The sequence below is a fragment of the Pseudomonas sp. NPDC090233 genome (assembly GCF_044772285.1).
In the GTDB taxonomy this organism is placed as follows: domain Bacteria; phylum Pseudomonadota; class Gammaproteobacteria; order Pseudomonadales; family Pseudomonadaceae; genus Aquipseudomonas.
In genome coordinates, this window is the sequence record NZ_JBIVYQ010000005.1 from 13,148 (window position 1) to 33,439 (window position 20,292).

The 20,292-nt window shown below is 63.3% G+C and carries 18 protein-coding genes; 6 read left to right on the plus strand and 12 right to left on the minus strand.

The window, feature by feature from the left end:
- Nucleotides 1–77: 77 nt before the first annotated feature.
- The 6 genes from ACIQUF_RS14595 to ACIQUF_RS14620 all read right to left on the minus strand — a co-directional run bounded on the left by ACIQUF_RS14595 (nt 78) and on the right by ACIQUF_RS14620 (nt 4,149).
- Nucleotides 78–932: an alpha/beta hydrolase gene (locus ACIQUF_RS14595; protein ID WP_403132556.1), complete on the minus strand. Its 855-nt coding sequence runs from the start codon at nt 930–932 to the stop codon at nt 78–80.
- The gene (locus tag ACIQUF_RS14600) at nt 929–1,717 is read right to left on the minus strand and encodes an alpha/beta fold hydrolase (RefSeq protein ID WP_403132557.1); all 789 of its coding nucleotides are present in this window, start codon (nt 1,715–1,717) and stop codon (nt 929–931) included. Before ACIQUF_RS14600 ends, ACIQUF_RS14595 begins: the two co-directional genes overlap by 4 nt.
- Nucleotides 1,718–1,809: 92 nt before the next feature.
- The gene (locus ACIQUF_RS14605) at nt 1,810–2,196 is read right to left on the minus strand and encodes a hypothetical protein (RefSeq protein WP_403132559.1); all 387 of its coding nucleotides are present in this window, start codon (nt 2,194–2,196) and stop codon (nt 1,810–1,812) included.
- Between the two features lie 100 nt (nt 2,197–2,296).
- The gene (sixA, locus tag ACIQUF_RS14610) at nt 2,297–2,755 is read right to left on the minus strand and encodes a phosphohistidine phosphatase SixA (RefSeq protein ID WP_403132562.1); all 459 of its coding nucleotides are present in this window, start codon (nt 2,753–2,755) and stop codon (nt 2,297–2,299) included.
- Complete coding sequence (locus ACIQUF_RS14615; protein ID WP_403132563.1) at nt 2,752–3,099, minus strand: DUF4389 domain-containing protein; 348 nt, start codon at nt 3,097–3,099, stop codon at nt 2,752–2,754. Before ACIQUF_RS14615 ends, sixA begins: the two co-directional genes overlap by 4 nt.
- Before the next feature lie 24 nt (nt 3,100–3,123).
- Nucleotides 3,124–4,149 (minus strand): NAD(P)H-dependent glycerol-3-phosphate dehydrogenase, encoded by a 1,026-nt coding sequence (locus ACIQUF_RS14620; RefSeq protein WP_403132565.1) that lies wholly within the window; start codon nt 4,147–4,149, stop codon nt 3,124–3,126.
- 115 nt (nt 4,150–4,264) lie between these two features.
- Here ACIQUF_RS14620 and ACIQUF_RS14625 point away from each other — a divergent pair, with 115 nt between their 5' ends.
- The 5 genes from ACIQUF_RS14625 to fabB all read left to right on the plus strand — a co-directional run bounded on the left by ACIQUF_RS14625 (nt 4,265) and on the right by fabB (nt 11,176).
- Nucleotides 4,265–6,412 (plus strand): TonB-dependent receptor plug domain-containing protein, encoded by a 2,148-nt coding sequence (locus ACIQUF_RS14625; protein WP_403132566.1) that lies wholly within the window; start codon nt 4,265–4,267, stop codon nt 6,410–6,412.
- Complete coding sequence (locus ACIQUF_RS14630; RefSeq protein WP_403132568.1) at nt 6,412–7,302, plus strand: ABC transporter substrate-binding protein; 891 nt, start codon at nt 6,412–6,414, stop codon at nt 7,300–7,302. The genes ACIQUF_RS14625 and ACIQUF_RS14630 overlap by 1 nt, the downstream gene beginning before the upstream one ends.
- A complete protein-coding gene (locus ACIQUF_RS14635) occupies nt 7,299–9,230 on the plus strand; it encodes an ATP-binding protein (protein WP_403132570.1) in 1,932 nt (643 codons plus the stop codon). Before ACIQUF_RS14630 ends, ACIQUF_RS14635 begins: the two co-directional genes overlap by 4 nt.
- Before the next feature lie 201 nt (nt 9,231–9,431).
- On the plus strand, nt 9,432–9,947 hold the full coding sequence (gene fabA, locus ACIQUF_RS14640; protein ID WP_012315334.1) for a 3-hydroxyacyl-[acyl-carrier-protein] dehydratase FabA: 516 nt from the start codon (nt 9,432–9,434) through the stop codon (nt 9,945–9,947).
- 11 nt (nt 9,948–9,958) lie between these two features.
- On the plus strand, nt 9,959–11,176 hold the full coding sequence (fabB, locus tag ACIQUF_RS14645; RefSeq protein WP_403132573.1) for a beta-ketoacyl-ACP synthase I: 1,218 nt from the start codon (nt 9,959–9,961) through the stop codon (nt 11,174–11,176).
- A gap of 70 nt (nt 11,177–11,246) precedes the next feature.
- Here the strand turns inward: fabB and prpD are convergent, their stop codons facing one another.
- From prpD to ACIQUF_RS14675, 6 genes are all read right to left on the minus strand, one after another.
- Nucleotides 11,247–12,731 carry a 2-methylcitrate dehydratase gene (prpD, locus tag ACIQUF_RS14650; protein ID WP_403132576.1) on the minus strand — a complete coding sequence of 495 codons (1,485 nt, stop codon included), beginning with the start codon at nt 12,729–12,731 and terminating at the stop codon, nt 11,247–11,249.
- Between the two features lie 66 nt (nt 12,732–12,797).
- A complete protein-coding gene (gene prpF / locus ACIQUF_RS14655; RefSeq protein ID WP_403132579.1) occupies nt 12,798–13,988 on the minus strand; it encodes a 2-methylaconitate cis-trans isomerase PrpF in 1,191 nt (396 codons plus the stop codon).
- 11 nt (nt 13,989–13,999) lie between these two features.
- Nucleotides 14,000–16,588, minus strand: coding sequence for a Fe/S-dependent 2-methylisocitrate dehydratase AcnD (gene acnD, locus ACIQUF_RS14660; protein ID WP_403133539.1), 2,589 nt, complete (start codon nt 16,586–16,588; stop codon nt 14,000–14,002).
- Between the two features lie 77 nt (nt 16,589–16,665).
- Complete coding sequence (gene prpC, locus ACIQUF_RS14665; protein WP_403132582.1) at nt 16,666–17,793, minus strand: 2-methylcitrate synthase; 1,128 nt, start codon at nt 17,791–17,793, stop codon at nt 16,666–16,668.
- Between the two features lie 61 nt (nt 17,794–17,854).
- The gene (prpB, locus tag ACIQUF_RS14670; RefSeq protein ID WP_403132585.1) at nt 17,855–18,745 is read right to left on the minus strand and encodes a methylisocitrate lyase; all 891 of its coding nucleotides are present in this window, start codon (nt 18,743–18,745) and stop codon (nt 17,855–17,857) included.
- Entirely contained in the window at nt 18,742–19,458 is a 717-nt protein-coding gene (locus ACIQUF_RS14675; RefSeq protein ID WP_403132587.1) for a GntR family transcriptional regulator, read from the minus strand. Before ACIQUF_RS14675 ends, prpB begins: the two co-directional genes overlap by 4 nt.
- 293 nt (nt 19,459–19,751) lie before the next feature.
- On the opposite strand from ACIQUF_RS14675, the gene ACIQUF_RS14680 reads away from it, so the two are divergent.
- On the plus strand, nt 19,752–20,288 hold the full coding sequence (locus tag ACIQUF_RS14680; protein WP_403132590.1) for an ATP-dependent zinc protease: 537 nt from the start codon (nt 19,752–19,754) through the stop codon (nt 20,286–20,288).
- Nucleotides 20,289–20,292: the final 4 nt, after the last annotated feature.

A 20,292-nucleotide genomic window follows, 5' to 3' on the forward strand; every position in this document is an offset into this window, starting at 1 on the left:
GAAGCTCCAGGATGTCTGGCAATTGCATGGTTGTCTCCCTTTCAACCCGCCAAGCCTCGACACTTGTCCGGTGCAAGTCAAGCAAAGGCAAAGAAGCTATTGATACAGTCTGCGACAAGGGCCGCGCCCTGCTCATCGTTCAGGTGCAAGTGATGGCCGCCAGGCAGTACCGTCTGCTGGAAGGTTAGCTGCTGCAGCAGCTCGGTGTGCCGCGCCAGCATGCCATCGGCCGCCACCACCAAGCAGGCCGGGCAACTCACCCGGCGCACGTAGGCCATGGCCTGGGCTTGGGAAAGGCGCACCGGTGATGGCAGGGTCAAGCGGCTGTCGCTGCGCCAGCTGTAGCCGCCGGGCACTGGCATCAGCCCGCGCTGGGCGAGCAGCTCGGCGGCGTCACGGCTGACCGCAACCATGCCTTTCATGCGCGCCTGCACGCCTTCTTCCAGGGTTTTGTAGACCGTCTTGCGCTTGCCATCCAGGCGCAACTGCGCCAGCAGTGCCATCCCCAGGCGCTCGCCGGCGTCTTCCTCGGCGCCGGTCGGAGGAATGACGCCGTCGATCAGAACAAGGTGGCTGACTCTATCCGGCAAAGCGCCGGCCAGTTGTACCGAAATGATTGCTCCTAGCGAATGCCCCAACAAAGCGAACCGCTTCCACCCCAGCTGTTCGGCAACCCGCAGGACATCGTGGGCGTAATCGGCCAGTGCGTAGCCGCCACCCAAAGGGCGGTGCTCCGAATAACCATGCCCGGCCAGGTCGAGGGCGACGATGCGCAGGCCTTTCAATTGCGGCGCCAGGCGGGCGAAGCTGTTGGCATTGTCCAGCCAGCCGTGCAGGGCGATCACCGGCAGCCCGTCTTCGGGGCCGAACAAATGGGCCGCCAGCTCGATATGGCCCAGGCTCAGGCGAACCTCCTCGACGTGCGCGCTCATGCCTGGCTCCAGCGGTCGAACAGGCCCTTGATCAGGCTGGCAGTGTCGGTAGGCCGCTCCAGCGGGAACATGTGCCCACCCGGCACGCTGTGGTATTCGCCCCTGGGCATGCCGCGCACGGCGAGAGTGTGATGGCGACGGATCACATCGCTGCGGTCACCGCGCACCATGGCCAATGGCACCTGAAGCTGGCGTGCCGGCGCAGGGCTGGCATGCGGGATGCTGCGGTAGATGCTGATTTCGGTGGCCGGATCGAAGCGCAGGCGCAGGCCCTGCCCGGCGTCTTCCAGGCCATGTTCCACATAGGCTTCCAGGCAGTCGGGGTCAAAATGACGGAACAGGCTTTTACTGGCGAAGTAGTCACGGGCACTGTCGCGGTCGGCAAAGGCTTCGCGGCGGCCCAAAGTGCGGCCTGCCGGGGTGATGCGGTCGATGAAGCCGAAACGCTTGGCGGTGCGCAGCAGCCATTGATCGGCACGGGTCAGCACCGGTGAGTCGAGCATGACCACGCCCCGGTAGTACTCGGGGCAACGCAAGGCGGCATGTAGATGCAGGACGCCACCCAGGGAGTGGCCGACACCCCACACTGGAGCATCCTGTTGCGCCAGGTGGTGAAGAAGTTCATCGACCAGATTCTGCCAATTTTCGTTCACCGGAAAGCGTGGGTCATGGGCGTGTTGGGGCAGGTGCTGCACCTGATAGTCCGGCGCCAAGGCAGCGAACAGCTTGCCGTAGGTGGCAGACGGGAAGCCGTTGGCATGGGCGAAGAAGATCTGCTGCGACATGGCGCCGGGTCCGGAGGGGAATGATGGCCCATTGTCAGCGCTCGCAGCCCACACGGCAACGTCCGGATAGGTCATGGGCAAGGGCGATCAGGTCATGCCAACTTATCGAAACTGACCAGCGAGCGGCGCAAACAGGCCTGCATGTAGGCCAGCTGACCTTCCAGCGCCTCACGCGCCAAGCGCTGGTCGTGATAGTCGAGCTCCAGTCGACGCAGGGCCAGGCAACTGGTCTGCAAAAGATGGGAGACGCGCAGGCAGGCATCCTGCAGTTTGCGCAACTCTTCATCTACATGCTGATGACCTGGAGTTTTCTGCCGGTTCAGATGGCGGATGTTACCCAGCAGAAAATGAAACTTGGCGTCGACAGAGTCGCGCAACATGCTGTATTGGGCGTAATCCAGAATCTCACCACCCTGCACTTTATCCAACGATGGCTGCAGGTCCAGCGAGCGCAGCAACTCCGGTATCAGCCCAATCATTTGACACTCCCTGCCAGGTTCATCCGTCTGTCATTACGGTGCAACGCTAACAATGGATCCAATGGGCCGGCAACTGACAAAAATGCCAGTTGCCAATCACTCAGGGCGCATGATGCAAACACAGAAGCCTCATCAGCCCCCCCAGCGGCCAATCACCTTCCAATTCCGCCAGGCTGGCAGTGCTCAACGGCGCGGGCTGCTGGGCGTGGCCATGCTCCAGCATGCCGACCAGCGAGCCCACCAGTGGCTGATGGCTGACCAGCAGTACATGCTCCAGCCCCAGCCGCTCAATTTCCCCAATCACCTGCTGCACATTACTTTCCGGCGTCAGCCAGGGAACGGTGCGCACCGGCTCTGTGAAGCCCAAGCTGTCATGCACCAACGCCGCCGTTTGCTGAGCGCGTACATAAGGGCTGGCGATGATCGCTTGCAACGGCTGGCCCAGCAGATGCGCCGCACTGTGCAGCACCTGCTCGCGCCCATGGGCCGTCAGGCGCCGCTCAGCGTCAGAATTGGCCCGTGGCTCCGCCTCGCCGTGGCGCAACACCCACAGCTTCACAGCTTGGGCTCCTCGTCACGCACCGGGTGCGGCGCTGGGGCCACGGCGTGCGGTGCTTCGCCTTCCGGGGCACGCGGTGCTGGCCAGTCGGCGAACGGCCACGGTTTGGTGTCGGTGTGGAAGGTGCCGAAGCGACCGATCTGTGCTAGGTACTGACTAAGACTGTCGCCAAAGTTCATCAGGCTGGCGCTCGGCGCGCCGTAGATCAGGCGGTAGACGAGCTGCACCAGCACCAGGCCGCCAAGCAGCAGCTCGGCCAGTTGCCAGACCACCAGGAACACCAGCATCCACAGCACGCGCAGGATGATCGACTCGCGCTGGGCCTGCTCAGGGGTATCATTCATGTATCGCTCCTTGCTCGTTTCGGCTCAGTTGAAACCGCTGGTGGAAATGAAGTCGACGTCGGTCTTGGGCTCGGCGCGCATCAGGCGTTCGATCACCTGGTTCAGCGTACGGCCTTCGAACAGAATGGCGTGCAGGCCGGCCACCAACGGCATGTAGACCTGTACTTCCTCGGCCTTGGCCTTGAGCACCTTGAGCGTATTGACCCCTTCGGCCACCTCGCCCAGGCGGTTGACCGCCTGCTCCAGGCTCAGGCCCTGGCCCAGGGCATGGCCGACCTGGTAATTGCGGCTTTTGGGCGAAGAACAGGTGACGATCAGGTCGCCGACCCCGGCAAGGCCGAGGAACGTCATCGGGTTGGCGCCCTGGCTCACGGCAAAGCGAGTCATCTCTGCCAGCGCGCGGGTGATCAGCATGCTCTTGGTGTTCTCGCCCATGCCCAGCGCCACCGCCATGCCGGCGATGATCGCGTAGACGTTCTTCAACGCCCCGCCCAGCTCGACGCCGAAGCGGTCGCTGCTGGCGTACACCCGGAAGGTGCTGCCGTGGAGCACGGCCTGCACGCGCTGGCAAAGGTCTTCATCTTCGCTGGCGACCACGGTGGCGGTCAGTGCATGCTCGGCGATCTCGCGGGCTAAATTGGGCCCGGACAACACGCCAATGCGCGCCTGGGGCGCGATCTCTTCGAGAATCTGGCTCATCAGCTTGAAGCTCTGCGCTTCGATGCCCTTGGTCAGGCTGACCAGGCATTTGCCGCGCAGTAAATCGGCATGCGGTGCCAGGACACTGCGCAGCGCGCTGGAAGGCAATGCGACAAACACCAGGTCGCTGGACTGCAAGGTGGCCAGCAAGTCATTGACCGGCTCGACACCGTCATGCAGGCGGATGCCCTTGAGGTAGCGCGGGTTCTCGCGATTGACACGCATGGCCTCGGCCTGCTCGGGGTCGCGCATCCATTGGCGCACCGGCACGCCGTTCTGCGCCAGCAGGTTGGCCACAGCGGTGCCGAAGCTGCCGCCGCCCAGAACTGCAACAGGTTGCTGTTCAGTCATATTCAATCCGTTAAAGCCATAAGTTAAGTGGCGACCGGGCCATTATACGGCGCGCTTGCGACAGAACCAGTGTCCGTGCCGCAGATCACTGGCAAAACCGTCACGGTCAGTTAACATGCCTGTCTCAACTCTGATACAAGGCCGTATCGTGTTCCCTGGCACGCCCCCCTACCCTCGCCTGCTGCTATTGACCGCATTGCTCGGCGGCCCGGCGATGGCCGACGACCTGTTCCTCGACAACTCCGACCTGCCGCAGGTTCTGACCGCCACCCGGCTGAAACAATCCCCGGCGGCCGTGCCGGGCAGCATGACCGTGATCGACAGCGACCTGATCCGCGCCAGCGGCGCCCGCGACATCCCCGAGCTGCTGCGCCTGGTGCCGGGCATGATGATCGGCTACGGCGCCGGCAACCAGCCGACCGTCAACTACCACGGCACCAATGTCAACGAAGCGCGGCGCATGCAAGTGCTGATCGACGGCCGCTCGGTGTACCGCGCGGGCCTGGCCACAGTGGACTGGAGCGACATCCCGGTGGCGCTGGAAGATATCGAGCGCATCGAGGTGTTTCGCGGCCCAAACACCGTCAGCTACGGTGCCAATGCGCTGATGGCAGTGGTCAACATCCTCACCCGCAATCCCGCTGACAGCCACGGCACCCGTATGAAGTTGACCCGTGGCCAGGACGGCATCGATGATTACTACCTCAGCCACGGTCTCGGCTGGGAAGGGGGTGACCTGCGCTTGTCGGTGTCGGGTCAGAAAGATGACGGTTTCGACGAAAACCAAAACGGCCAGGACTACCGCGACAGCCGCCGCCTGAACCGCTTCAACCTCAGCGTCAGCCATAACCTGGCGCTGAATCAGACGCTGGAATGGCAACTGGCGGCCAAGGAAGGCAGCAATCAGCGGCCCTATACGTATCAGCCCGTCTTCCCCTTCGTGACCACAAGGGGCGACAACGCCGACGTCAATGCCAAGGATTACGCAGGCTCGGTGCGCTGGAACATCGATTTCAACCCGGAGCACAGCCTTTACGTTCAGGGCTCGGCTCAGCACTTCGACCGCCAGCAGGTCTGGCGCGCCTGCGATGCGGCGCTGTCGTTCAGCCCTGAGCTGACCCGCCTGTGGCAGCTGAACCCGAATTTCGCCGAGCTGGTCGCACGTGGAGCCAACAATCCACCCAGCAGCAACAACCCCGAAGAACAGGCGCTGGTCGATGCAATCAAGGACCAGTGGAACAACCAGGGCGGGAGTAACGTGGTCTGTGGCGACGTCGATCAGAGCACCCGGGAAACCCGCTACGACCTGGAAATCCAGGACACCCTGAGCCTGACCGACAGCCTGCGCCTGCTCAGCGGCATGAACTACCGCTATGATCGCGCCGACTCACAGACTTACTTTGACGGCAGCCTCGACGACCAGACCTGGCGCCTGTTCGGCCAACTGGAGTGGCGCGCTGACGAGCACTGGATCGTGCAAGGCGGTGCGATGTTCGAAGACTCGCAGCTGTCCGGCAGCTCGTTGACCCCGCGCATGGCGGTCAACTACCTGATCACACCGCGCCATGGCCTACGTGCGGTGTACTCCGAGGCTGTGCGTTCGCCGGACATGTTCGAGAACAACGTCAACTGGAGCTATACGGTCAAGAATCTGACCCCGCCCGCATTCGGCCAGCAGAACGCCGAATACTTCGTCAAGACCCGCGGGCCAGGGGATCTCGATCAGGAACGCATGCGCTCGCGCGAACTGGGGTATAACGGCCAGTTCAGCGACTTCGACCTGAACATGGATGTGAAGTTGTTCTACGACGAGATCACCGGGATGATCAGCGAACCCTTGAAAAACAATCAGTACATCGCCAGCAACGCGAACAAGGCGCGCTTCAGCGGCAGTGAAGCGCAGCTGGACTGGCGCCCGACGCGCAGTGACCGTTTGCGCTTCACCTACGCCTACGTCGACGCCTGGGCCAGCAACCGTGCTGACAGCACCAACACGGCGCGCAACAGTGGCTCGGCGGGCTGGATGCGCGAATGGGGCCAGGGCTGGTCAAGCGCGCTGTTCTACTATGGCGACAATGCACTCAACCAGTATCGCTTCGAGCGCCTCGACCTGCGCCTGGCCAAGCGGTTCCGTATCCAGGGCAGCAACCTTGAACTAGCCGCGTTATGGCAGCAGCGCCTGGACGACGAACCCACGACCGCCGTTCAGAACCGTTACGACAGCCGGCATCGCCTGAGCGTGAGCGCGGAGCTGGAGTTCTGATGGCTCGATTGCTGCGCCTGCTGCTGTTCTGCCTATGGCCACTGGGCTCGCTGTCTGCCAGCGAGATCCTGTTGGTCGGTGGCGAGGATCAGCCTGGCATCCGCAGCTTTGTCGCGGCGCTGGAAAGCCGCCGCGGCCACGACCACGTGCGCTTCCAGACCGTCAGCGAACTGCCCCATCCCGGCCAGCTCAACGCAGACACACGCCTGGTGCTGCTGGACAGCGCCGCGCTGGAATGGCGTCTGGGCGAAACCCGCGGGCCGCCAGCGCTGGCCATGCGTATCAGCCGGGTGCAGGCCGAACAGCGCCTGGGAAAGTCCCGCCCCGGTTACTTGACCTTGCTGTGGAGTGACGCGCCACTGGCGCGGCAGCTGCGCCTCGCCCGCTATCTGCTGCCGCAGGCCCAGCGGATTGGCGTGCTGTATGGCGAAAACAGCTATTTTCTGCTCGATGAGCTGCGTCAGGCGGCCCGCCCGCTGGGCCTGGAAGTCATTGCCCAGGACTGGCCGGACCAACGTGACAGCCGCCCTCTGCAACATGTACTGGGCAGCAGCGACGTGCTGCTCGGCCTCGACGACCCCGACCTGTACAACTCCAAGACCGCAAAGAATCTGCTGCTCAGCAGCTATGGCCGGCAGATGGCGCTGATAGGCCCCAATGCGGGCTTCGTTCGCGCCGGCGCCCTGGCCAGCACCTACAGCGACCAGGACGACTGGTTGGCGGTGCTCGACCAGTTGCTCGACCACCCGCCGTCGCGCTGGCCACGCAGCCTGTATCCGGCACGTTTCGGGGTCAGCGGCAACCAGCAGGTGGCACGCGCCCTGGGCCTTGAACCTATCGATCCGACCGCCACTGCCAAAGCCTTGGCTGAAGGAGAACCCACCCCATGAGCAAACGCCTGAGCTGGGACATCCACACCCGTACCCAAATCATCAGCCTGGGCCCCGCGCTGCTGCTGACCTTGCTGCTGATCAGCTTCTTCACATTCGTGCGTATCCAGGACTTGCGCCAGGAGCTCAATCACACCGGGCAACTGATCGCCAATCAGCTGGCCCCGGCATCCGAATATGGGGTGATTTCAGGCAACAATGAAGTGCTCGAAGGCCTGATGCGTGCCACATTGAGCATCCCCCATGTGCGCTTCCTGGAGGTTCAGGACAGCCGCAACAACGTCCTGGTGTATGTCGAGCAGTCCGGTGAGAGCGCCAACCGAGCGCAACGGGTGGAGGTGTTCCAGGCACCGATTCGCCTGCAGCAGATCCGGCTGGACAACGACTTCCTGCAGCAGGGCAATGCGCCGCCCCCGTCGATTGGCGACGACTACCTGGGGCGGGTGATCGTCGGGATGTCGGATGACGCCTTCAGCCAGCGTCAGCAGGAAATCGTGATCAAGGCCGGCATCCTGGCCCTGTTTGCCCTGCTGTTCACCTTCCTCCTCGCCCGCCGCCTGGCCATGAGCCTGGCCAAGCCGATCAGCGACATGGGGCACGCGGTCAAGGCCATCCAACAGGGCGAGTACAACGCACCGTTGCCGGTAGTCGATGACAGCGAGCTGGGCCACCTGGCGCGCCACATCAACAACCTCGCCAGCGCCCTGGAACAGGCCAGTGCCGAACAGAAGCAAGCCATGGCCCAGTTGATCCAGGCCCGCGAGGAAGCCGAGCAGGCCAACGGCGCCAAATCGGAATTCCTGGCAATGATGAGCCATGAGCTGCGCACGCCCATGAATGGCGTGCTGGGCATGTTGCAGTTGCTGGAAACCACCCCGCTGACCGGTGAACAGGCCGAATACACGGCAGTGGCCAGCGAATCCACCGGGCACTTGCTCAAGGTGATCAACGACATTCTTGATTTCTCGCGGATCGAGCGCACCACCTTGCAGCTGGAACACATCAACTTCAACCTCGGCGAGTTGATCATCAGCAGCGTGCAGCCGTTCCAGCACAGCGCGCAGCAGCAGGGCCTGGAACTGCACGTGCACCTTCCAGCCGCAAGCGATCAGGCGCACGTGATCGGCGACCCGACGCGCATTCGCCAGATCCTTCTCAACCTGGTTGGCAACGCCTTGAAGTTCACCGAGCGCGGTCAGGTGCAGGTCGACGCCCGCTGGCAGGTGCTCGACAGGCAGACACTCTGGTTTACCTGCAGCGTGCGCGACACCGGCATCGGTATCGACAGCGAGCGCCTGGAAATGATGTTCGTCGCCTTCCAGCAGGCCGACAGCTCGATCTCGCGGCGCTATGGGGGGACCGGCCTGGGCTTGTCCATCGCCCGCACCCTGGCTGAACGCATGGGCGGCAAGTTGCGTGGCGAAAGCCGCGAAGGGTTGGGTTCGACCTTTACCCTGGAGATGCCGCTGGCACTGGCCAACAGCGTGCCGACGGCATTGCCCGGTGCCGCGCCGGCCCAAGGGATGCTGGCGGAAGGTGAACGCATCCTGCTGGTCGAGGACAATCCAGTCAATCAAAGCGTCATCGAGGCCATGTTGCGCAGCCTGGGGCTGGAGGTCAGCGTGGCACACGATGGCATTCAGGCCGTGGATCAAGTCCGCCAACAGCACTTTGCCGCGATCCTGATGGACTGCCGCCTGCCGCACGTGGATGGCTACGAAGCCACCCGGCGCATTCGCCTGCTGCCCAGCGGTGGCGAGCTACCGATCATCGCCTTGACCGCCAATGCCCTGCAGGGCGACCGCGAGCGCTGCATCGCCGCTGGCATGAACGACTACTTGAGCAAACCCTTCCGCCGCACCGAGTTGCAGCGGGTATTACAGCGCTGGCTACCTGGCCGGACAGCCGCGACTGGCGATAAATGCTAAAGTGCGGCAGTCTTAAGGACTGGACAGGACCTTCGTCGGACCTGAAAATAGACGTTTCAGTGCACACCTGTACTTCTTTCGCCAGGTGCGCTGTGACTTTCACCACAACGCAATAGTCTACCTGTAGGCTGCCACCCGGAGAGATGCCGGGTTGGCCGGGAAGATTCATCCCCTGCCACAGGGGGTTATTGAGGAGCTCGCATGACCAAACAACACGCCTTTACTCGGGAAGACCTGCTGCGCTGCAGTCGCGGTGAGCTGTTCGGCCCAGGTAATGCGCAACTGCCCGCGCCGAACATGCTGATGGTCGATCGCATCACCCATATCAGCGAAGAAGGCGGCAAGTACGGCAAAGGTGAATTGGTCGCCGAGCTGGATATCACCCCGGACCTGTGGTTCTTCGCCTGCCACTTCGAAGGCGACCCGGTAATGCCGGGCTGCCTGGGCCTCGACGCCATGTGGCAGCTGGTGGGCTTCTTCCTCGGCTGGCAGGGCCTGCCAGGCCGTGGCCGCGCCCTGGGTTCGGGTGAAGTGAAATTCTTCGGCCAGGTATTGCCTACCGCCAAGAAAGTCACCTACAACATTCACATCAAGCGCGTCCTGAAGGGCAAGCTGAACATGGCCATCGCCGATGGCTCGGTCAGCGTTGACGGCCGCGAGATCTACACGGCCGAAGCCCTGCGGGTCGGCGTGTTCACCTCCACTGACAATTTCTAAGGGTTATTCGCATGCGCCGCGTCGTTATCACTGGTCTGGGCATCGTATCGTGCCTGGGCAATGACAAAGCTACCGTCACCGAAAACCTGCGCAACAGCCGTCCGGGTATCCGTTACAACCCGGAATACAAGGAACAGGGGCTGCGTAGCCAGGTTTCCGGCTCCATCGACCTCAACCTCGAAGAACTGATCGACCGCAAGGTCTATCGCTTCGTCGGCCATGCTGCGGCATACGCCTACCTGGCGATGCAGGACGCGATCAAGGACGCCGGCCTGACCGAAGAGCAGGTTTCCAACCCGCGCACCGGCCTGGTGGCTGGCTCCGGCGGCGCCTCGACCCTGAACCAGATGGAAGCGCTGGACACCCTGCGCGAGAAGGGCGTCAAGCGCGTCGGCCCGTACCGCGTCACCCGCACCATGGGCAGCACCGTGTCGGCGTGCCTGGCCACCCCCTTCAAGATCAAGGGCATCAACTACTCGATCTCGTCGGCCTGCGCCACCTCCGCGCACTGCATCGGCACCGCGCTGGAGCAGATCCAGTGGGGCAAGCAGGACATCGTCTTCGCCGGCGGCGGTGAAGAAGAGCACTGGAGCCAGTCGTTCCTGTTCGATGCCATGGGCGCCCTGTCGACCAAGCGCAACGAAACCCCGGAACTGGCCTCGCGCGCCTACGACGCCGACCGTGATGGCTTCGTCATCGCAGGCGGTGGCGGCATGGTGGTGGTCGAGGAGCTGGAACACGCCCTGGCCCGTGGCGCCAAGATCTACGCGGAAATCGTCGGCTACGGCGCCACTTCCGACGGCTACGACATGGTCGCCCCAAGCGGCGAAGGCGCCATCCGCTGCATGCAGCAGGCGCTGTCCACCGTCGACACGCCAATCGACTACCTGAACACCCACGGCACCTCGACCCCGGTCGGTGACGTTGCGGAAATGAAAGGTGTGCGCGAAGTGTTTGGCACCAAGGCACCGAAGATCAGTTCGACCAAGAGCCTGTCGGGCCACTCGCTGGGCGCCGCTGGCGTGCACGAGGCGATCTACTGCCTGCTGATGATGGAAAACGACTTCATCGCCGGCTCCGCCAACATCGACGAGCTGGATCCGGAAGTTGCGGACCTGCCAATCGTTCGCAAGACCGAAGATGCCAAGCTCACCACCGTGATGAGCAACAGCTTCGGCTTTGGCGGCACCAACGCCACCCTGGTGCTCAAGCGCTGGGAAGGCAAGTAAGGCCCTGCAGCGACACTGAAAACGCCCCGACTGGTTCGGGGCGTTTTTTTGCCTGCATGGCAGGCATTACTCAGATCACGAACAAGTCCACGAATCGGTGCACCGCCGTGCGCTCAAGCTGCTGCTGATCTTCGCACAGCTCGAAAATTTCCCTGCAGCGCTGGCGCGAAAACCGCGTTGCCAGGTTCTCCCTGAACTTCGCTTCAAGTAACGGAATCCCCTCCCCACGCCGGCGCCGGTGCCCGACCGGGTACTCCACCACCACCTGCTCGGTGCTGCTGCCATCTTTGAAGAACACCTGAAGGCCATTGGCAATCGAGCGCTTGTCCGCCTCCAGGTATTCACGCGTGAAGCGCGGATCCTCGACCACCTCCATCTTCTCGCGCAGACGGTCGATGCTCGGATGGGCCGCATGAAAGGCATCTTCGTAATGCTCGGCCACCAAATGGCCGAAAATCAGCGGGACAGCCACCATGTACTGCAGGCAATGATCACGGTCGGCGGCATTGGCCAGGGGGCCGACCTTGGAGATGATGCGGATTGCCGATTCCTGGGTAGTGATGACGATACGGTCGACTTCATGAAGGCGGTTGCGCACCTTCGGGTGCAGGGTTACCGCTGCCTCGCAGGCCGTCTGGGCATGAAATTCGGCCGGGAAGCTGACCTTGAACAGCACGTTCTCCATCACGTAACTGGCCAAAGGCTGCGGCAGGCTGAGCGCCTGCTGGGCGGAGGGTTTGAGCGCCAGGTCCTTGTTGGTATGGCTGAACGAAACGTCGTAAAAGCCCCACTGCGGCGCGGTCAGCACCCCGGGCACACCCATCTCGCCACGCAGCGCAATATCGGCCAGGCGCACACCTCGGCTGGACGCATCGCCGGCAGCCCAGGACTTGCGCGAGCCGGCGTTCGGCGCGTGGCGATAGGTACGCAGCGCCTGGCCGTCGACGAAGGCATGGGACAAGGCCGAGAGCAGTTGTTCGCGGTTGGCCCCCATCAGCTTGGCACAGACCGCCGTGGACGCGACCTTGACCAAAATCACGTGATCGAGCCCAACACGGTTGAAGGCGTTTTCCAGCGCCAGCACACCCTGGATCTCGTGCGCCATGATCATCGCCGCGAGTACTTCGCGCATCAGCAACGGGGCTTCACCTTTGGCCACCTGCTTTTGCGACAGGTGATCAGCCACCGCCAGAATGCCGCCCAGGTTATCCGAGGGGTGAGCCCACTCGGCGGCCAGCCAGGTGTCGTTGTAATCCAGCCAACGTACCGTGCAGCCGATGTCCCAGGCCGCCTTGACCGGGTCAAGACGGTAGCTGGTGCCGGGCACGCGGGCACCGTTGGGCACCACGGTGCCCTCCACCAGTGGGCCTAGATGCTTGGTGCATTCAGGGAAGCGCAGGGCCAGGAGGCCGCAGCCCAGGGTATCCATGAGGCAATTGCGCGCGGTGTCAAAAGCCTCCGGCGACTCGACCCGGTAGGTGAGGACATAGTCGGCGAGGGTTTGCAGCACCCCGTCGTAGTCGGGGCGCTCGTTCAGGTCCACGTTGGCGCTCATAGTCAGCTCCTGTGCATTGGGGCTGCGTTACAGCCCCATCTACGAAAGCCCAGCGCAGGTGGTGCGTCAGAAGCTATCGCCGGGCACTCTCACCCAGCCTTCCATCAGCACGCGAGCGCTACGGCTCATGATTGCCTTGGTTACCGTCCATTGGCCATTTGCCTGGCTGGCCTCAGCCCCAACCCGCAAGGTGCCAGAAGGATGACCGAAGCGCACGGCACTGCGCTCGCCCCCGCCTGCGGCGAGGTTGACCAGCGTGCCCGGAATGGCGGCTGCGGTCCCAATGGCCACCGCAGCGGTACCCATCATCGCGTGGTGCAGCTTGCCCATGGACAATGCCCGCACCAGCAGGTCGATGTCGGCCGCCGCGACCGCCTTGCCACTGGACGCAGTGTAGGTGCTCGGCGGCGCAACGAAAGCCACCTTCGGCGTGTGCTGACGTCCGGCAGCCTGGTCGACATGCTCGATCAAGCCCATGCGCACGGCGCCGTAGGCGCGAATGGTTTCAAAACGCGCCAGCGCCTGGGCATCGCCGTTGATGGCGTCCTGCAGCTCGCTGCCGGTGTAGCCGATATCGGCGGCATTGACGAAAATGGTCGGGATACCCGCATTGATCAAGGTGGCTCTGAACGTGCCAATACCAGGCACCTCCAGATCATCCACCAGGTTGCCGGTGGGGAACATCGCCCCGCCGCCGCCATCCTCGTCGGCGGCCGGGTCGAGAAACTCAAGCTGCACTTCAGCGGCGGGAAATGTCACCCCATCGAGCTCGAAGTCGCCCGTCTCCTGAACCTCACCCTCGGTGATCGGCACATGGGCGATGATGGTCTTGCCGATATTGGCCTGCCAGATACGCACAATGGCCACGCCGTTACGTGGAATACGCGAAGGCTCGACCAGGCCGCTGCTGATGGCGAACGAGCCGACGGCAGCGGACAGGTTGCCGCAGTTACCGCTCCAGTCGACGAAGGCCTTGTCGATGGCGACCTGACCGAACAGGTAGTCCACATCATGGTCAGGCTTGCAGCTTGGCGACAGGATCACCGTCTTGCTGGTGCTGGACGTCGCGCCGCCCATGCCGTCGATTTGCTTGGCATAGGGGTCGGGGCTGCCGATCACCCGCAGCAGCAAGGCGTCGCGGACCGGGCCAGGTACCTGAGCCGCTTGCGGCAAATCCTGCAAACGGAAAAACACGCCTTTGCTGGTACCGCCACGCATATACGTGGCGGGAATTCTGACTTGTGCTGCATGTGCCATGGTCTGCTCCATCAAGCGGTTGCTTCGAGGAAATCCTGGGCAAAGCGCTGCAGCACCCCGCCCGCCTCGTAAATCGACACTTCTTCAGCGGTATCCAGGCGGCAAGTCACCGGCACCTCCACCCGCTCACCGTTGCGACGGGTGACCACCAGCGTCAGGGTCGCACGCGGCTTGCGCTCGCCCAGCACGTCGTAGGTCTCACTGCCATCCAGGCCCAGGGTTTTGCGATCGGTGCCCACCTTGAACTCCAGCGGCAACACACCCATGCCCACCAGGTTGGTGCGGTGAATGCGCTCGAAGCCCTCGGCCACGATCGCCTCGACACCGGCCAGACGCACGCCCTTCGCCGCCCAGTCGCGCGACGAGCCCTGGCCGTAGTCGGCACCGGCCACGATGATCAGCGGTTGCTTGCGCTGCATGTAGGTTTCGATGGCTTCCCACATGCGCGTCACCTGGCCTTCCGGCTCGATACGCGCCAGCGAGCCCTGCTTCACGCTGCCGTCGTCCTTGCGCACCATTTCGTTGAACAGCTTGGGGTTGGCGAAGGTGGCGCGCTGCGCAGTCAGGTGGTCGCCGCGGTGGGTGGCGTAGGAGTTGAAGTCCTCCTCCGGCAGGCCCATTTTCGCCAGGTACTCGCCAGCTGCACTGTCCAGCATGATGGCATTGGAAGGCGACAGGTGGTCGGTGGTGATGTTGTCCGGCAGCACCGCCAGCGGGCGCATGCCGCGCAATGTGCGCTCACCGGCCAGGGCGCCTTCCCAGTACGGCGGGCGGCGGATGTAAGTGCTCATCGGGCGCCAGTCGTACAGTGGCGTGACTTTTGGCCCACGGTCTTCCTCGATGGCGAACATCGGGATGTAGACCTTGCGGAACTGCTCCGGCTTGACCGCCGCGCGCACCACTGCGTCGATCTCTTCGTCGCTGGGCCAGATGTCCTTGAGGCGGATTTCCTTGCCGTCGACCACACCCAGCACATCCTTCTCGATGTCGAAGCGGATGGTGCCGGCGATGGCATAGGCCACCACCAGCGGCGGCGAGGCGAGAAACGCCTGTTTGGCGTAAGGGTGGATGCGCCCGTCGAAGTTGCGGTTGCCCGACAGCACCGCTGTGGCGTAGAGGTCGCGGTCGATGATTTCCTGCTGGATCACTGGGTCCAGCGCACCAGACATGCCATTGCAGGTGGTACAGGCGAAGGCGACGATGCCGAAGCCCAGTTGTTCCAGTTCCTTCTCCAGCCCGGCTTCTTCCAGGTATAGCTGCACGGTTTTGGAACCCGGCGCCAGCGACGACTTGACCCACGGTTTGCGTGCCAGGCCCAGCCGATTGGCGTTGCGCGCCAGGAGGCCCGCGGCAATCACGTTGCGCGGGTTGCTGGTGTTGGTGCAACTGGTGATGGCGGCAATGATCACTGCACCATCGGGCATCTGGCCAGGCACGTCATCCCAGCCACCGGCGATGCCCATGGCTGCCAGGTCGCTGGTGGCCACGCGGGCATGCGGGTTGGACGGGCCGGCCATGTTGCGCACCACGCTCGACAGGTCGAATTGCAGCACGCGTTCGTACTCGGCGTCGGCCAGGGCGTCAGCCCACAGGCCGGTGGCCTTGGCGTAGGTTTCCACTAGCTGGACCTGCTGCTCGTCGCGACCAGTCAGCTTGAGGTAATCGATGGTCTGCTGGTCGATGGCGAACATCGCAGCGGTCGCGCCGTATTCCGGCGCCATGTTGGAAATGGTTGCACGGTCGCCGAGGGTTAACGCACGGGCACCTTCACCATAGAACTCCAGATAGGCGCCCACCACCTTCTGCTTGCGCAGGAACTCGGTCAGGGCCAGTACCAGATCGGTGGCAGTGATGTTCGGCGCCAGTTTGCCGCTCAGCTCGACACCGACGATCTCCGGCAAGCGCATCCACGAGGCGCGGCCGAGCATGACGTTCTCGGCCTCCAGGCCGCCGACGCCGATGGCGATCACACCCAGGGCGTCGACATGCGGGGTGTGGCTGTCGGTGCCGACGCAGGTGTCCGGGTAGGCCACCCCACGGTCGCTGTGGATGACCGGCGACATCTTCTCCAGGTTGATCTGGTGCATGATGCCGTTGCCGGGCTGGATCACGTCGACGTTCTTGAACGCCTTCTTGGTCCAGTTGATGAAGTGGAAGCGGTCCTCGTTGCGACGGTCTTCGATGGCGCGGTTCTTGTCGAACGCCTGGGGGTCGAAACCGCCGCACTCGACGGCCAACGAGTGGTCGACGATCAGCTGTACCGGCACCACCGGGTTGACCGCAGCCGGGTCGCCGCCTTTGTCGGCGATGGCGTCGCGCAGGCCGGCGAGGTCGACCAGGGCGGTCTGGCCGAGAATGTCGTGGCACACCACGCGGGCCGGGAACCAGGGAAAGTCGAGGTCGCGCTTGCGCTCGATCAGTTGGCCGAGCGAGGCGTCCAGGGTGGCCGGGTCGCAGCGGCGCACCAGGTTTTCGGCGAGCACGCGGGAGGTGTACGGCAGGCTGCCGTAAGCGCCGGGCTTGATGGCCTCGACCGCGGCGCGGGCATCGAAATAGTCCAGGGCGGTGCCTGGCAGGTTCTTGCGGTATGCAGTGTTCATCATTCAGGCTCGGTCACGGGAGTCGGACGGCTCCCCCGCTCCCCCAGAGGGAAACGGGTTGCCTTTCTCTATCTGTTTCAGCGCTGTGCGATCGGCACGAACTGACGCTGTTCGACGCCGACATACTCGGCGCTTGGGCGGATGATGCGGTTGTTGGCACGCTGTTCGAACACGTGGGCGGCCCAGCCGGTCAGGCGCGAGCAGACGAAGATCGGGGTGAACAGCTTGGTCGGGATGCCCATGAAGTGATACGCCGAGGCATGGTAGAAGTCGGCATTGGGGAACAGACGCTTTTGCTCCCACATGGTCTTGTCGATGGCTTCGGAAACCGGGTACAGGACCTTGTCACCCACTTCGTCCGCAAGCTGCTTGGCCCAGCCCTTGATCACCTCGTTGCGCGGGTCGGACTCTTTGTAGATGGCATGGCCAAAGCCCATGATCTTGTCCTTGCGTTCGAGCATGCGCAGCAGCTCGGCAGTGGCTTCCTGCGGGCTCTGGAAGCGTTCGATCAGTTCCATGGCCGCCTCGTTGGCACCACCGTGCAGCGGGCCGCGCAGCGAGCCTATGGCGGCGGTGACGCAGGAATACAGGTCGGACAGGGTCGAGGCGCACACCCGGGCGGTGAAGGTCGAGGCGTTGAATTCGTGCTCGGCGTAAAGGATCAAGGATACGTTCATCACCTTGACGTGCAGCTCGCTCGGCTTTTTGCCGTGCAGCAGGTGCAGGAAATGACCGCCCAGGGTGTCTTCGTCGGTGCTGCAGTCGATGCGCACGCCATGATGGGTGAAACGGTACCAGTAGCACATCACCGCCGGGAACAGCGCCAGCAGGCGGTCGGTCTTGTCGCGCTGGGCCTCGAAGGTCAACTCCGGCTCCAGAGTGCCGAGCACCGAACAGCCGGTGCGCATCACATCCATCGGGTGGGCGTCGCGCGGGATGCGCTCCAGCACTTCTTTCAGCGCCTGCGGCAGGTCGCGCAGGCCCTTGAGCTTGCGCTTGTAGTCGGCCAGCTCGGTTTTGCTCGGCAGCTCGCCATACAGCAGCAGGTAGGCGACTTCTTCGAATTCGGCGCCGGCCGCCAGGTCGCGCACGTCATAGCCCCGGTAGGTCAGGCCGGCACCGGCCTGGCCGACGGTCGACAGTGTGGTCTGGCCGGCCACCTGGCCACGCAGGCCAGCGCCACTGAGTACTTTTGCTTCGGCCATGGTGTTTCTCCTTTCTTGAATTTGTTATGGAAAGCTTCAGGCTGATTCTGGTGGCGCGCGGTTAGCCTTTCTTCTGCGCAAACAGCGCGTCGAGGCTCTGCTCGAACGCGTGATAACCGATGGCATCGTAGAGCTCCATGCGGGTCTGCATGGTGTCGATCACGTTCTTCTGCGTACCGTCACGACGCAGCGCGGTGTAGACATTTTCGGCCGCCTTGTTCATGGCGCGGAAGGCCGACAGCGGGTAGAGCACCAGTGACACGTCGACCGCCGCGAGCTCTTCGGTGGTGTACAGCGGCGTGGCGCCGAACTCGGTGATATTGGCCAGGATCGGCGCCTTTACCCGGTCGGCAAAGGTCTTGTACATCTGCAATTCGGTGATGGCTTCCGGGAAAATCATGTCGGCACCGGCCTCGATGCAGGCGGCGGCGCGGTCCAGGGCGGCGTTCAGGCCTTCCACCGCCAGGGCATCGGTGCGCGCCATGATCACGAAGCTGTCATCAAGGCGGGCATCCACGGCGGCCTTGATGCGGTCGACCATCTCCTGCTGCGAGACGATCTCCTTGTTCGGCCGGTGCCCGCAGCGCTTGGCGCCGACCTGGTCCTCGATGTGGATGGCGGCGGCGCCGAACTTGCTCATCGAGCGCACGGTACGCGCCACGTTGAAGGCCGAGGCGCCGAAGCCGGTGTCGACATCCACCAGCAGCGGCAGGTCGCAGACGTCGGTGATGCGGCGCACGTCGGTCAGCACGTCATCCAGGCCGGTAATGCCCAGGTCCGGCAGGCCCAGCGAGCCCGCGGCGACACCACCACCGGACAGGTAGATGGCCTTGAAGCCGGCGCGCTTGGCCAGCAGCGCATGGTTGGCGTTGATCGCACCGACTACCTGCAGGGGATGTTCGGCGGCAACGGCGTCGCGAAAGCGCTGACCAGGGGTGCTCTTGACAGTCATTTCTCACCTCGAAGGCTATTGTTGTTGGCGTCCAGGTAGTGACGCTCGATGTTGCGCTTGGACGCGCCGATGTGGCGGCGCATCAGGAGTTCGGCCAGTTCGCCGTCACGCTCGGCGATGGCATCGAGAATGCGGTGATGCTCGGCAAACGCCTGGCGAGGGCGGTTGGGCGTGGCGGAGAACTGGATGCGGTACATGCGCACCAGTTGGTACAGCTCACCGCAGAGCATCTTGACCAGGGTCTGGTTGCCGCTGCCCTGGATGATCCGGTAATGGAAGTCGTAGTCGCCTTCCTGCTGGTAATAACCCAGCCCAGCCTGGAATGCAGCGTCGCGCTCATGGGTGTTGAGCACCCGGCGCAGCTCGTCGATGTCGGCCTGGCTCATGCGCTCGGCGGCCAGGCGGCAGGCCATGCCTTCCAGGGATTCGCGAATTTCGTACAGTTCGATCAGCTCGGCATGGTTGAGCGACACCACCCGCGCGCCGACATGCGGCACCCGCACCAGCAGGCGCTGGCCTTCCAGGCGATGGATGGCCTCACGCAACGGGCCACGACTGATGCCGTAGGTGCGCGCCAACTCCGGCTCGGAGATCTTGCTGCCGGGGGCGATTTCACCCTTGACGATCGCCGCCTGGATGCGCCGGAAAACATGCTCGGACAATGTTTCCGTATCATCTGACACCGCTGGGGTGGGGGTGCTGATATCCAGCATATTGTCGACACCTTGCTAATCAACTGTACAGAAACTAGCGAATCAAGGCATTCCAGTCAAAGACAAAATGAACATTGTCGACAATCGTCTAAGAACGAACTTACCCGGTCGGCACGCTGTCTGATCGCGATGCGCTGGCGTCAAGACATCGGCGTGATAGAATGCCGCGCCTCCAACGGAGTATGGATAGCGTATCTGTCATCGCTTCATGTTGTTGACAGAAAACCGAGGAAGCTTGCGCAGTACCTGCCAGTCGCCTTGCCCCGAACCTTGCACAGCACCGCGCCAGGACTATGAGACTTACACCCGTTTTTTTGTTGCTTTGCCTTACCCTGCTGCCGGCCCTTGGCCAAGCGGCGGGCAAGACCGTGTACGGTCTCAATGAATACGCCAAGCTTGGCGACCTCGACCTTGAAGTGGCCGCCAAACTCGACACCGGCGCCAAGACCGCCTCGCTCAGCGCCCGCGACATCAAGCGGTTCAAGCGCAATGGCGAAAGCTGGGTGCGCTTCTACCTGGCCATCGACGCCGCCCATTCGCACCCGATCGAGCGCCCGCTGGCGCGGGTCAGCAAGATCAAGCGTCGCGCAGGCGACTATGATGCCGAATCGGGCAAGGCCTACACCGCCCGCCCGGTCATCGAACTCGAAATCTGCATGGGCCAGGCCCTGCGCACCATCGAAGTCAACCTTACCGACCGCAGCGCGTTCCAGTTCCCGCTGCTGATCGGTTCCGAGGCGCTCAAGCACTTCGACGCGCTGGTCGACCCAAGCCTTAAATACGCGGCCGGCAAACCTGCCTGTGCCACCGACGCTCCCAAAGCAGAGTAATCCC